The organism is Pseudomonas sp. AL10, assembly GCF_029960685.1.
Lineage (GTDB): Bacteria > Pseudomonadota > Gammaproteobacteria > Pseudomonadales > Pseudomonadaceae > Aquipseudomonas > Aquipseudomonas lactis.
In genome coordinates this window covers 74,942-88,789 of record NZ_JASBQZ010000012.1, presented here as the reverse complement: position 1 = coordinate 88,789, position 13,848 = coordinate 74,942, and the positions used below count along the sequence as shown (strand labels likewise).

At 62.2% G+C, this 13,848-nt stretch carries 8 protein-coding genes and 1 pseudogene; 5 read left to right on the top strand and 4 right to left on the bottom strand.

From position 1 onward, the window contains the following. Positions 1 to 48 precede the first annotated feature (48 nt). From QK296_RS14330 to QK296_RS14315, 4 genes are all read left to right on the top strand, one after another. Positions 49 to 1,530 carry a TolC family protein gene (locus QK296_RS14330; protein WP_137203905.1) on the top strand — a complete coding sequence of 494 codons (1,482 nt, stop codon included), beginning with the start codon at positions 49 to 51 and terminating at the stop codon, positions 1,528 to 1,530. Then, the gene (locus tag QK296_RS14325) at positions 1,527 to 2,678 is read left to right on the top strand and encodes an HlyD family secretion protein (protein WP_169856249.1); all 1,152 of its coding nucleotides are present in this window, start codon (positions 1,527 to 1,529) and stop codon (positions 2,676 to 2,678) included. The genes QK296_RS14330 and QK296_RS14325 overlap by 4 nt, the downstream gene beginning before the upstream one ends. Further along, positions 2,671 to 4,218, top strand: coding sequence for an MDR family MFS transporter (locus QK296_RS14320; protein ID WP_169856247.1), 1,548 nt, complete (start codon positions 2,671 to 2,673; stop codon positions 4,216 to 4,218). Before QK296_RS14325 ends, QK296_RS14320 begins: the two co-directional genes overlap by 8 nt. A gap of 86 nt (positions 4,219 to 4,304) precedes the next feature. Beyond that, a complete protein-coding gene (locus tag QK296_RS14315) occupies positions 4,305 to 4,766 on the top strand; it encodes an SRPBCC family protein (protein ID WP_282391047.1) in 462 nt (153 codons plus the stop codon). A 2-nt stretch (positions 4,767 to 4,768) separates the two neighbouring features. Here the strand turns inward: QK296_RS14315 and QK296_RS14310 are convergent. The 3 genes and pseudogenes from QK296_RS14310 to QK296_RS14300 all read right to left on the bottom strand — a co-directional run. Beyond that, positions 4,769 to 4,855: pseudogene (locus QK296_RS14310) on the bottom strand (outer membrane lipoprotein carrier protein LolA); the annotation flags it as partial. A gap of 32 nt (positions 4,856 to 4,887) precedes the next feature. Next, entirely contained in the window at positions 4,888 to 9,843 is a 4,956-nt protein-coding gene (locus tag QK296_RS14305) for a hemagglutinin repeat-containing protein (protein WP_169856244.1), read from the bottom strand. Between the two features lie 106 nt (positions 9,844 to 9,949). After that, positions 9,950 to 11,620 carry a ShlB/FhaC/HecB family hemolysin secretion/activation protein gene (locus tag QK296_RS14300; protein WP_240520850.1) on the bottom strand — a complete coding sequence of 557 codons (1,671 nt, stop codon included), beginning with the start codon at positions 11,618 to 11,620 and terminating at the stop codon, positions 9,950 to 9,952. A 515-nt stretch (positions 11,621 to 12,135) separates the two neighbouring features. On the opposite strand from QK296_RS14300, the gene nadA reads away from it, so the two are divergent. Further along, positions 12,136 to 13,194 carry a quinolinate synthase NadA gene (gene nadA, locus QK296_RS14295; RefSeq protein WP_282391046.1) on the top strand — a complete coding sequence of 353 codons (1,059 nt, stop codon included), beginning with the start codon at positions 12,136 to 12,138 and terminating at the stop codon, positions 13,192 to 13,194. Positions 13,195 to 13,314: 120 nt separating this feature from the next. Here nadA and QK296_RS14290 read toward each other — a convergent pair whose 3' ends face one another. Beyond that, entirely contained in the window at positions 13,315 to 13,803 is a 489-nt protein-coding gene (locus tag QK296_RS14290; RefSeq protein ID WP_003193838.1) for an RDD family protein, read from the bottom strand. Between the last annotated feature and the right edge of the window lie 45 nt (positions 13,804 to 13,848).

Here is a 13,848-nt window from a genome sequence, read left to right as displayed (position 1 = left end):
CGTTGCGCTTTTACCCTGCGTCTCTACTTGGCCTTCTGGATTTCTTTGATGGGTTCGCCTTCTTTTTTCCCACGACATGGCCGTCTCTCGCTGCTCGGTGTGGCAGTGGCGTTGTTGGCGGGTTGTTCATCCTGGGTCGCACATAAGCCGGCACAGCCACATCCTGAACGCATCAATGCCTTGAGCCATCTGCCGCAGGGTGTGTCCGCCCAGGCATTGCCCGAGCGTTGGTGGCAGTTGTACAACGATCCGCAACTCGATGCGCTGGTGCAACAGGCGCTGCTGCACAACCGCGACCTGGCGGCGGCCCAGGCCCATGTGCAGGCGATGCTGGCGGGGATCATGCAGGCCGATGCCGAGCGCTGGCCGTCCACCCAGGCGTCACTGGGTGCCGCTTACGGCAAGACGGCCGATGACCAGACGCTGGCCAAGGCCACCGATAGCCACGCGCCGTCAGAGTGGGCATTCAACCCAGGCTTCGAGCTGGCTTATCAAGTGGATGTCTGGGGCCAGGTCCAGCGCACGATCGAACGAGCCCAGGTGCAAGCCGCGGCGGCGCAGGCTGCCGAAGACTTGCTGCGCATCACGGTCGTGGCGCAAACCACCCGCGCTTATGTAAATGCCTGCGCTTTGGGCGCGCGTGCCAAGGTCCAGCGCCATTCGTTGGACGTGGTCGGGCGCAGCCTGGCGTTGATTGATCGCCAGCGCGAGGCCGGTGTGGTGACAGACCTTGAATACAGCCGCATGCAAGCCCTGCAAGGCGAAACCCAGGCGTTGCTGCCGATGCTGCAGGCGCGCCGACAAGCCGCGCTCTACGAATTGGCCATGCTGACCGGCGTCGCTGATCTTGAAGAAGGCTCTGGCGCCGCAACGTGTGAAGTGGTGCCCCGACTCAATGCCGAGTTGCCGGTGGGCGATGGCTGGCAATTATTGGCGCGCCGCCCCGATATCCGGCAGGCCGAGCGCGCGTTGCAGGCGGCCACGCTGCAAGTGGATATCGTCCAGGCCGACCTGTACCCCAAGGTCACCTTCGGCGCTTCAGTGTCTTCCTCAGCCAACAAATTCCATGAGCTGGGCGATAGCAGTGCGGTGATGTTCGGCATCGGCCCACTGATCACCTGGCAGTTCCCTAATTGGCAGGCCAACCGCGCACGGGTCAACCAGGCGCAAGCGCTTGAGCGGGTAGAGGTGGCGCAATTCGAGGCCAGCGTGCTCAAGGCCCTCAAGGAGGTGCGCCAGGCCCTGGCGTTGTACGACGGCGAACGCCAGCGCCACGCGGCCCTGAGCCAGGCGCTGGAGAGCAGCCGCCAGGCCTACACCTTGGCCCAATTCAACTACGACGCAGGTTCTATCGACTTTCTCGACGTGCTGGACAGTGAGCGTGAGCTGATCCGTTTGCAGGCCACGCGGGCCGACGCCGATGGTCAATTGCTGCAACGCCAGATCAGCCTGTTCCGTGCCCTTGGCGGTGGTTGGCAGTCATCAGCGCCCACCCACGCTTACACCACTCTTTCCGGTACCCAGCCATGAATATCGCCGTTGATGAAACAACTGCTGCCCAGGATGAACAGGCGCCTACTCGCAACCCACGCCGCAAAAGGCATCTGCTCCTGCTGGGCGTCGCCGCGTTGTTGATCGCGGCGGTGGTGTTCGGCCTGTACTGGATGACGGTCGGCCACTACCTGGAGCAGACCGATGATGCCTATGTGCGGGCTGACTGGATTCCCATCAGCCCGAAGGTCTCAGGCTATGTGGCCGAGGTCATGGTAGAGGATGATCAGCCGGTCAAGGCAGGGGACGTGCTGGTGCGCATCGAGGCCCGTGACTACCAGGCCCGCTTGGCACAGGCCCGCGCACAACTGGCCGAAAGCCAAGCCTCGGTGGCGGCGCAAGAGGCCAACCTGCACGTCACCGACAGCCTGATCGCCCAGCAAAAGGCCGGCGTTGCCCAGGCCGAGGCTCACGCCCGCAGCGTGGCCGCCGAATTGCGCCGTGCGAGCTTGGACCAGCGCCGCTACGAAGGCTTGGTGCGCGACCACGCCGCCAGCGCCCAGCGCCTGGAAACGGCCGCCGCCAGTTACACCCAGGCCAATGCTGCGGTGGAAATTGCCAAAGCGATGCAGCTCCAACAGGAAACCCGCTTGACCGTGGCCGTCACCCGCCGCCAACTGGCCCAGGCCTCGCTCCAGCAACAGATAGCCCGGCGCAGCCAGGCCGAGGCGCGGTTGAACCTGGCGACGCATGCGTTGGAGGACACCTTGATCCGCTCGCCCATCGACGGCGTAGTGGGGCAGCGCAAAGTGCGAACCCACCAATACGTCGCCCCAGGGTTGCCGCTGCTGGCGGTGGTGCCTGTGCAGCAGGCTTACGTCGTGGCCAACTACAAAGAAACCCAATTACGCCATATGCGTGCCGGCCAACCGGTGGATATCAGCGTCGACAGTTATTCGGGGCGCAAGCTCAAAGGCCATGTGGTGAGCTTCTCGCCAGGCTCCGGGGCGGTGTTCGCACTGTTGCCGTCGGACAACGCCACCGGCAACTTCACCAAGATCGTGCAGCGCTTTCCCGTGAAGATCGTCATTGATGAGCATGACGAAGGCGGACCTATCCTGCCGGGCATGTCGGTGATCACCACGGTGGACACCCGCCCGGTTGAGCGGGGCGCTGCCCATGACTGAAGCGGCGGAAAAGAGCGTCTCCTTTCGCGCCTGGGTGGCGGTGATCGGTGGGCTGTTCGGCTGTTTCATGGCCGGCATGAACGTGCACGTGACCAGCGCCGCGCTGCCGGAGATCGAAGGCTCCCTGGGGGCGACGTTCGAAGAAGGCTCGTGGATTTCCACCGCCTACCTGGTCGCGGAAATCGTGATGATCCCGCTGACCGCCTGGTTGGTGCAGGTGTTCTCTCTGCGGCGTGTGATGCTCGTGGGCTCGTTTGTGTTTCTGGTGGCGTCCATAGCCTGCTCATGGGCGCCTAACCTGGAAGTGATGATCATCATTCGGGTGATCCAGGGCGCTGCCGGCGCAGTGCTGATTCCTTTGTCATTCCAACTGATCATCACTGAACTGCCGCCCAGCAAGATCGCGATGGGCATGGCCTTGTTCGCGCTGTCCAACAGCGTCGCCCAGGCCGCCGGGCCGTCCATTGGCGGCTGGCTGACCGATGCCTATTCCTGGCGCTGGATCTTTTACCTGCAACTGGCCCCTGGCATTCTCTTGCTGTTGGCGGTGGCATGGTCGATCGATGCCAAACCCATGCAGTTGAGCCTGCTCAAGCGCGGCGACTGGGGCGGGATCATCGCCATGATCGTCGGCCTGGGTGGCTTGCAGATCGTGCTGGAAGAAGGCGGCCGCAAGGACTGGTTCGGCTCCGTTTTCATTGTGTGGATGTCGCTGATCGCCGGCGTTGCCCTGGTGTACTTCGTGCTGTCGCAGTTGTATGGCAGCCGCGCCTTCATCAACCTGCGCCTGCTCAAGAGCTACAACTTCGGCGTGGCCAGCGCAGCGATGTTCATCTTCGGCGGGGCCACTTTCGGCCTGGTGTTCCTGGTGCCCAATTACCTGTCCCAGTTGCAGGGCTACAACGCCCGGGAGATTGGCATCAGCCTGATCGCCTACGGCATGGTGCAACTGGTACTGGCGCCGTTCATGCCGCGCCTGATGAAGTGGCTCAACCCGAAACTGATGGTTGCCAGTGGCTTTTTCATTATGGCCCTGGGGTGCTACCTCGGTGCGCACCTGGACGTGGACAGCGCCGCCAACGTGATTATTCCGTCCACCGTGGTGCGGGGCATCGGGCAGCCGCTGATCATGGTGGCGCTTTCCGTACTGGCGGTGTCTGGCCTGGCCAAGGATGAAGCCGGCTCGGCCTCGGCCTTGTTCTCCATGCTGCGTAATCTGGGTGGTGCCGTGGGCACGGCGGGCCTGACGCAGATCGTGGCCATGCGCGAGCGCTTTCATTCCGAGCGAGTAGGGGAGTCGATCACGTTGTTTTCCCCCTCCTTGCAGGAACGCCTGCGCGCCAGCATGGCTGACAGCGAGGCTTTCATCTTCAACCAGCTATTACCCGCTCAACAGCAGGTGATCGACGGCTTGATCCACACTGTGCGGCGCGAGGCGTACCTGATGGCCTACAGCGATGCGTTCTACGTGTCCTGTGTCGCGTTGATTGTGTGCGGTGTCGCGGCCTTGGCGTTACGGCAGTCAGCCAAAAACGCATAACCACGCCAAGCAGGTGTTGAATGTGTACAGCTCACTGCGTTGGGTAGGAGCCCACTATCGGCCTCCCGGAAAAGAGGAGCTCTCTTATGCAACAACCCGATACCCTGGTCCGTAACCCGGTGGGTAACCCTGTCGTCGCCAGTGTCAGCGTGAACGGCGATGCTCGCAGTGTGTGGAATGTGGTCGGCGATTTCGCCGGTTTCGCGAAGTTTATTCCGGCGTTGTCCCATATCGAAATGACCGGCGAGGGCGTGCGTTCGGTCCGCAAGAAGTTGTTCAAGGACGGCAATGTGGTGATGGAGCAACTCAACAGCCATGACGACCACGCCATGACCATGACCTGGTCACTGATGTACACCTCACTGAACATTGGTAACCTGTGGGCGCTGATGGAGGTGGTGCCACAAGGCCCGACCCAGAGCCTGGCGACCTGGACCATCATTGGCCAGCCGTACACGGGCGGCCAGGAAGACGTACCGGCGTTCGAAGCCTTCCTGCAAGGCTTTGCCGATGACGCGATGAAGAACCTACAGGCACTCTTCAACTGATGTGTAGGAGCGAGCTTGCTCGCGAAAAACCTGAGGACGCCGCGTACTCCAAGCATGCCAGCGTCATCGTTGACGTTCTTCGCGAGCAAGCTCGCTCCTACAGTGGGGTGGGCATTACCCTTTAGTTGGTGGCCTGATCAATCCCCGCCTGCAAGGCCTGGCTTTCACTGTGCCCACCCGCGCGCAGCGGGCCCAGGTTGAAGGCTTGATCCTTGCGCGTGGCGTCGTCGTGTTTCTGGGTCAGTTCGTCCTTGGCACCCAGGGCCAGGTTGACCGGTGACTTCGAAACGTTCAGCCCGACATCGGCACGGTAGTCGCTGCCGGCCAAGGTGGTTGCGGTCACCTTGGAGCCACCCAGCTCGACCTTGCCATTGGGCGCACTGATCCGCGCGCCCCTGAGCTGCGTATCACCCTTCACCTGCAGGTTGACGCCCTGGCTTGCGCGAATGCCTGACGCCTGAGTGACGCTGTCCTTGGCCACATGGCTGACATCCAGATACAGGGTCGGGGTGTAGCTGGTATTGCCGCTCTTGTCACCGAACAACACGCTTTCAGCGGTATTGGCCACCTTGCTGCCGGTGGTGTCTTTGCCACTGACGGTGTAGCTGTCGCTGGTTTTTGGCCAGACCTTATCCTTGAAGCCAGACAGGCGCGTGCCCAGGGCATCGGTCTTGTCTGCCAGGTAAGCCTTGGCCTTGTCCACGCGGGTGCCGAAGGCGCCACGGGGTTGCGGGTTCACGTCATAGCTGCCACTGCGGGTGAGTTTTTCGCCCAGGCGTTCCTTGGCGTTAACCACGCCGTTGACCACGCTGTCCTTGGCCGACGCCAGGTGCCCGGTGCCCTTGTCGACGACGTTCTCCAGCTTGTCGCGATGCTTGTCGAACGCGCCTTCAGCCTTGGCTTGTACCTTGTCCTTCAGTGGGCCGCTGGCTTTGGCCAGCTTATCCACCACCCCCGGCTGGTTTTTTTCGACATCCAGCCTGGCGTCGACATTTACCTGGGTGCTGTTGACGTGGTCCTTGCGGCTTTCGACGACGAGGTTGCCGCCCACCGTGCCGATCACCTTGTCGGCGTCGATACGCGCGCCGGCCAGATGGGTATCACCGGCACTGTTGAGGGTGACGTCACCCGCCGTGATCAGGCTGTTGTGCTGGGTGGTGCCTTGCAGGTGATCCACATCGACCGTGGCCCGCGCATTGATGCCGCGCTGGGTCTTGGGTGTCGCATGTTCACCGGCATTGGCCAAGGTGGTTTTACCAACGCTGCCGCCCGCCCCCAGGGTAACGCCCCAGTTGTTATGGGCCTGGGTCGATTGCGCAGACTCTTGCACGATGCCGCCGTTTTGCGCATCCAGGCTAACGCTGGCTGCGCTGATCTGAGTGCCCTGCAAGTGGATGGCATTGGTTGCCTCAGCGCCGCTGGCGAGGCTGACTTTGCCTGTGCTGTGCAACTGCCCGACGACGGCGCTCTGGTCGTTTTCCGCCACTTTGCCGATGTTGAAGTTGGCGCTGAGGCTGCCGGTCTTGCTGCTGCTTTCGGCGCTGCTGGTCTTGCCGGCGCCGAGGGTCAGGCCACCGCCCAGGTTGCTGCCGTTGCTGACGTGGCTGTCGGTGGCGGCTTGCAGGTTTAGCTTGCCGCCGGCATTGAGGCTGATATCGCCAGCCTTCGCGCCCGTGCTGCCGATCTGCGTGCCTTGCAGGGTCATGTCAGCGCCGCTGCTGAGCTGGATGGGGCCGCTGCCTTGAAGGGTCGCGACCTGGGCCTGGCTGTCCTGGGTGTCCAGGCGCTTGTTATCCAACTGCACGCCGGCACCGAGGTTGATGTTGCTGCCATTCGCACCGGGCGCGGTGCCCACCGTCAGTGAGCCGTTGCCGCGCAGCGTGCTGCTGTTTTTGCTCTGGGTGTTGGTGGCCTGGTTGAGCGCCAGCTCACCGCCGGTCTTGAGGTTAACCCCAGCCTGGCCGCCGTCGAACTGGCTGCCTTCATAACGCGCATCGCCCTTGGCCTCGATGCTCACGCCTTGGCTGGCCACATAGCTACCGACCACTGCTGTGCGGGTGGATTCGCGCACATCGCTGCTGCCGCCCAGGCCGCTGCCGCGCACATTCACGTCTTCGCCGGTGGTGGTATAGACCCGCACGCCAGCCTTGGCGTCCACGCCTTGTTCGCTGCTGCTGTGGGTGTTGGCCGCTGCCGTGGCAAGGTGCTCGCCGGCCTTGATGTTCAGCCCGCCGTCGGTGGCGCGGTATTGGGTGCCCTCGTCCTGCAACGTGCCGGCTGCATTGACCTGCACCGTGGCGCCACTGAACTGGCTGACCGCGGCGGTGCTGTCCTGCGTTGTGCCGGTTTTGTTCGTGTGGCCGACTTCCACATCCAGGCCGACATTGGGTTGCTCGAATGCGTCCAGCAAACCGGGCTGATGGAATTTGGCCTGGGCCACACCCTCGACGGCTTTTTCAATCGGGCGGGTAATGCCTTTGTATTCCACATTGGCGCCGACGTCGGCGGTCCAGCCGTTTTCCTTGTGGGTGCTGGTCTCGGTGGAATGGGCGGCCTGGTTGTTAATCTGGCCAGCGTTGACCTGCAGCTCGGCGCCGGCCTTGGCCTGTGCACCCTCGCTGGTGAAGGTGTTGCCAGCGTTGATGGTCAGCTTGCCGGTCGCGGCCACGGCGCTGGTTTGTGCGGTGGTTTTTTCAGCGGTGTCTTGGCTGCTTTGGTGGCTGAACTGCGCGCCACTGCCTGCCCGATCAATGCCGCCGGTGTAGTAGAAACTGCCGCCGGTGGTGGTTTTGTCGACGGCTTCGGTGTGCTTGTCGTGGGCAGCCAACAGCTCGACGTTCTTGCCGCTGACGGTGGCATCGCCTGCGGTTGCCTTGAGGTCCGAACCCTGGATGCTCACATCGCCACCGGCCTTCACCACGACACTGCCGCCCTTGAGGCTGGAACCTTGCTGTTCGGTGGTGTCGGTCTTGCGGGTTTGCTGCTGGTCTTCATAGCTCAACCCCGCACGGTACTGGCGGCTGACACCCTCGGTTTCCTTGGCGTAGCCATCGAAGCCGCGCGTATGGGTGCCGGTGGTGTCGTGAGTGGTGGTCTCGGCGGCAACGACCTTGATATCGCCTTTGGCATCCGCCTGCAGTTCACCGCCAGCCGACACCTGGGAGCCGCTGACGCGGATGTCCTGGGCGCTTTGCAGCTTGAGGTTGCTGTCCGAGCGCAGGTCGCTGGCAACCACGGTGCTGTCCTTGAGGTTCTTGCGGCTTTCATCCTTGGAGATGCCGAAGAACTTGCTGTCGTTGCTGTAGCGGTTGTCGTGGGAGGTGTCCTGCACGCCGTCGATCACCAGCGAACCTTTGTCGCTGATGACACTGGCCTGCTTGCCACCACGGGCCTGGCTGCCGCTGATGCGCACGTCGTCGGCCTTGACGATCAGCTTGCCGTCGGCGTTGACCTTGCTAGCGGTGTTCGACGTCTTGCCTTGGTTGCCGTCGCCGTTCTTGCCGAAGAAGCTGCCACCGGTGAGGTCGCCGGAGTAGGCGTTGTCGCGGCTGCTCTGGGTGCGGCTGGCGCTGGTGATTTCCACGTGCCGGGCGGCCAGTTGAATATCGCCGGGGGTTTTCAGCTCGGCGCCTTGCAATTGCAGCTTCTGTTGGCTGGTCAGCTCCAGTGTTTTTCCGGCCTTGAGGCTGCTGGTGATGCTGCGTTGTTCGCTGCTGGATTTATCCCAGTTGGCTTTCCACAGGTGCTTGCGATGGTTGCCCTGGTCGCGGGTTTCATGGGTTTCGGTGGCGGCGTTCACCTGAAGGTCTGCGCCGCTGTTGACGCGCAGAGTTTTGCCCGCTTCCACATGGCTGGCTTTGATCTCGGTGTTGGCGCCGGAAGACAGCGCCGCATCCTGTTGCGCCACGACCTTGTTGCTGTGCTGGCGCGAGTCTTTGTCGGTGGTGGTGCGGTCGTAGGTTTCGTAGGTGAACAGGAAGTTGCTGTTGTTCCACTGCTCACGCTTTTCCTGGAGCTTGCGGCTTTCCAGGCTGCTGAGGGTCAGGTTGCGGCTGGCGTCAAGTTTGACGTTGCGCCCGCTGGCGTCGGTGGCGGCCAGGCTCAGGTCCTTGGCACTGTGCAAGTCGATATCGCCCTGGCGGCTGTGCACGCCAGCGCGAGTGGCGTCGAGGCTGTCGGCACGCACCTGGCCGCTGATGTCGAGGTCGCCGGCCGAACTGATCTTCACCCCGTCAGTGCCTTGCACCTGCACGCCGCCTACACGCACACCGGCGCCTTCGGCGGTGCTGATGATGTTGATGCGCCCGGCCTGCATTGCGCCGAACAGGCGCGCGTCGATGCGTTGGTCCTGGGTCTTGCTGGCCGGGTCCACCTGGCGCACTTGCCCGCTGGCGAAGTCGACCTGGTTACGGCCAACGGTGAGGTTCAATTGATCGCGGGCACTGAGGCGCCCGTCACTGTCGATGCGCGGCGCGATCAGGTTGATGGAGCCTTCACGGTTTTGCAGGCCCTGGCCTTGCACTGTCAGTTGGCCGTTGGCATCGCGGGTGCTCAAGGCTTGCAGCTTGCCGTCGTTGAGTTCGGGGCGACCCACCACCAGGTTGGCGTTGGGCGTATTGATGAAGCTGCCGCCATTCACCGAAATGCCGTTAGGGTTGGCCAGCACGTAATCGGCCGCCTGGCCGAAAATCTCCTGAGCACCGTTGAGGGTCGAGGCGTTGCGGCTGATCACTTCGTTGAGGATCACGCTCGCCGCCTGGCCCTGGAACTGCGGGTTGGCCGCCAGTTGCCCGGCGAGTTGGGACTGGCCGGCCTGCAAGGCGTTGTTCAACACCAGACCCTGGCGGTCGACGTTGTAATCCAGAAACTGGTTATGGGACAGGCCGCCCGCATTCGGCGCGACGATGTTGACGATGGGTACACCGCCCTGGTTTTGCAGTTGCGGCGTGCCGCCAGGCCCCTCGACGACGGTCAAGCCTGCGGCGAGCGCGAGCTGCGGCAGCAGGAACAGGCTGGCAATGGCCCAGCGCAGTTTGCCCTGGGGTGAAAGGTGGAAGCTGTGTGGAGTAGTCGGCATAAATAATCTCGCTCTGTGTTGGCTGATCCACGACGCGCGTTGTGCGTTGCAACGCTGCTGGGGTGGTCAGGTACGGCGGTGACTCAGGCTAAAAACGGGTGTGGGCTCATATCTGCACGCTAAGGCGCGTCAGCCAGACCTCCGGCTCCTGGCGAAAACCTGTGGGGGTGTTGAGGTTGCGTTGGTAATCGACGTCGAGCTGCACGTTCTTCCAGCTCAGGTTGAGCCCCGCGCTGGCGCCGCTCAGGCGTTGGCTCTGGGCACCGTGTTCGTGTTTGACCCAGCCGTTGTCCAGGCCCAGGCGCGGGGTGAGTTTCACCGGCAAGTCAGTGTTGAGTGGCAGGCGCAAGGTGTTGCGCCATACCGCGCCAATAGCACCGGAGCTGCTGTTTTCGCGATAGCCGCGCACGGCCGAGTCATCGGTAATCAGCAGTTGTTCGATGGCGGGCAATGCATCCGGGCTGTACTGCACCGACAACTGGCTTTGCCACTGCCATGGCTGCGCTGACCATTGGCCGTTGCGCCATTGGGTGAGGTTGGCGCGGTACTTGTGGAACTGCGCCTTTGGCCGGTTTTTCTGCACCTGGTCGGCATCCCGATCGGCGCCGAACCAGGTCAGGCCCTGGGCGTAGTTGACGTCCAGGTTCCACACCGCGCTGTTGAGCCAGAACAGGTTCAGGCCCGCTTCGGCCACGGTCAGGGTGGGGCTCTGGATGTCCAGGTGTACCTTCTGCAGGTAGCTGTCGACGTCTTTGTAGGCCAGTTGTAGGTTGGCGCTCAGTTGGTGGCCCTGGTCGCGCCACAGCACACGGTCGCTGCGCAGGCTGACCTGATCGGTGCGGCCACTGTTGTAAAACGTGGTGCGGCTGAGCTTGAACGGCGAGCGGTATTCGGCATGGCTGGCGAACAGGCTGTAGGTCCAGTAGCCGTAGGGGATGGAATAGAACAGGCTGTGGCTGCGGCTGTAGCGCGGCCCATGGTTGAGCGTGTCGCTGAAGCTCAGGTTGAGCGAGTCGTTGATTTGCAGGGGGCTGTCCAGGCTCAAGTTGATGGCATTGCGATCACGCCCGGTGCTGGCGCTGCCGAGGTTATCCACGCCCAGGCCCAAGGCCCAGCGCGAGGCACTGCTGCGTGAGCGCAGGATGATGCGCGACGCGCCCGCTGTGCTGCCTGGGGCGATGTCGGCGGTGAGGTCCACCGAGCGCAGGCGGTTGAGCTGGTCCAGGCCCTGTTCCAGGTCTCGCAGGTTCAGTGGTTTGCCGAGCATTCCGGGGAATGCCCCGCCTAATGAAACCGGCAGGCTCTGGTCGGCCAGTTCGATGGCTTCCAGGTAACCTTCTTCGACGTGAATATCCAGCGGTTTCCCGGCGGCGGGCGCACTGATCAGGTAGGGGCGGCTGGCGATATAACCGGCCTCGACATACAGCCGGGTGATCTCGGCCAGCAGGCGGTTGATCTGCGTGACGCCCATGCAAGGCGCCACGTAGGGCTCGATATGTTTATTCAACTGGGCACGGCTGAACAGCGTGACCCCAGCCAGGCGCGTACCGCTCAAGGGCCAGCAGTGTTCATCCTTGGCGATGTCTGTTGGCAAGGCCGGTGTGACCGCTGGTGTACCGAAGCTGCCACGTTGCATCTGGCGTTGGCGCTGCTCCAGTTGTAATTGCTGCAGGTCGCGTTGCTGTTGTTGCTGCAAGCGCAGGGCTTCCTGGCCTGGCTGCGGCGCTTCGGCGCCAGCCACGGGCAGCGCCCACAGACAGAGCAGGGCGATGCCCAGGTTCCGGGTACAACACAAGTGTCCGGTTGAGAGCAGGTTTGGCACTCGACATCCTTAACGTAGAAATACACACGATCCATACCGTCTGAGCCAGCGTTGAACTCAGCGGTAATTGCCCTACTTGAGTGAGTGGTCGACGGTTTGTTACATCGTTGTAGGATTTATTACACAAGACGTAAGAAAAATCGCGTAATTAAGTGTGTTAATGCACAAAATTAGTGCGTGTCGGAGTGGGAGGGCCTGATATTCCTGATTTTTCGGAGGTGGGAGAGGGGGAGGGGCAGTTTTGATTGTTGTGCGGGCGTCACCTAATCGGCGTGTCACGGCCAGGGATTGAGCCATTGTCGGGTCACCAGATTAGGCTTTTGAATCCATTGGATATTCTGTAGCCTTGCGCAGCTTTAGCTTTACCCGTGCTTGATGAACAAAAACACTTCGTCCGGCGGTGCCCGAAGGGCTCCGGAGCCGGTGGTACACTCGACTTTCGCGCTACTGCGCCTGCAGGTCTTGCGAACATGACGCACATTTCCGAACGCCTACTGGTTCAAGCCCACCTCGACGCCAAGCAGCCCAAGGTGCTCAGCGCTGCCGAAGAGGCGAGCCTGCGAACCGCCATTGCCGCCGAGCTCAAGGCTCAGGACGCAGTGCTGGTTGCCCACTTTTATTGCGACCCGGTGATTCAGGCCCTGGCCGAAGAAACCGGTGGCTGTGTTTCCGACTCCCTGGAGATGGCGCGCTTCGGCGCCGCCCACCCAGCCAAGACCGTACTGGTGGCTGGCGTGCGCTTCATGGGCGAGACCGCCAAGATCCTCACGCCGGAAAAACGCATCCTGATGCCGACCCTGGAAGCCACCTGCTCCCTGGACCTGGGTTGCCCCGTGGATGAGTTTTCTGCGTTCTGCGATCAACACCCCGAGCGCACCGTGGTGGTGTATGCCAACACCTCGGCGGCGGTCAAAGCCCGGGCGGATTGGGTGGTGACTTCCAGCTGCGCGCTGGAAATTGTCGAGAGCCTGATGGACAACGGCGAGACCATTATCTGGGGCCCGGACAAACACCTGGGTACCTACATCCAGCGTCAGACCGGTGCCGACATGCTGCTGTGGGACGGTGCCTGCATCGTCCACGAAGAGTTCAAGTCCAAACAGCTTGAAGACATGAAGGCACTGTACCCGGATGCGGCGATCCTGGTGCACCCGGAGTCACCGACCTCGGTGATCGAACTGGCGGACGCGGTGGGTTCCACCAGCCAGCTGATCGCTGCGGCGCAACGCTTGCCGAACAAGACCTTTATCGTCGCCACCGACCGCGGCATCTTCTACAAGATGCAGCAGCTGTGCCCGGATAAAGTCTTCATCGAAGCGCCCACCGCCGGTAACGGGGCCGCGTGCCGCAGTTGCGCGCACTGCCCGTGGATGGCGATGAATACGCTGGAGCGTACATTGCAGTGTTTGCGTGAGGGCAGTAATGAGATCTTCGTGGAACCGGCGATAATTCCGCAGGCGGTGCGACCGCTCAAGCGTATGCTCGACTTTACCCAGGCTGCACGGTTGAAACTGGCCGGCAACGCCTGATCCTCAGGCTGAGCAAAAATCAAAATGTGGGAGCTGGCTTGCCTGCGATAGCGGTGTAACAGTCACAGGTGTTTTGACTGCAAGACCGCTATCGCAGGCAAGCCAGCTCCCACATCTGAGTTATTTCTTTGGCTTCGGGATCCGCACCAGTTGCGTATCCGAATAGATGTCATGCCAGCTGCGTTTGTGTTTATCGAACAACGACCAGATAAACCCCAGTCCCACACACAGCCATGACGCAATCGACACCACAAAACGCAACAATGCCTGCCACAGGCTGATCCGCGAGCCGTCAGCGTTCTGCACGCGCACGCCCCACACCTGCATGCCCAGGGTTTGCCCCGAATGGGTCCAGAACTTGGCGAAGAACCCGAACAGCACAAACAACAGGATCGTCGACAGCAACGGGTCACCGTCCAGCGCGCCGGACTCGGTGAGTGTGCGCATCTTCGCTTCGCCCACGAAGGCGATCCACACCAGCTTGTAGATAAACGCGGTGACGATCAGCAAGGCGGTGCACAACAGGAAGTCGTAGAACATCGCTGCCAGGCGACGGCCCAGGCCAACGGCGGGGAATTCGCCCTGGGGGCTCAACAGGGGTTTGGACATGGCAGGGCTCTCTGGAGAAAGCACGCAGTTTACGCAATGGCGCCC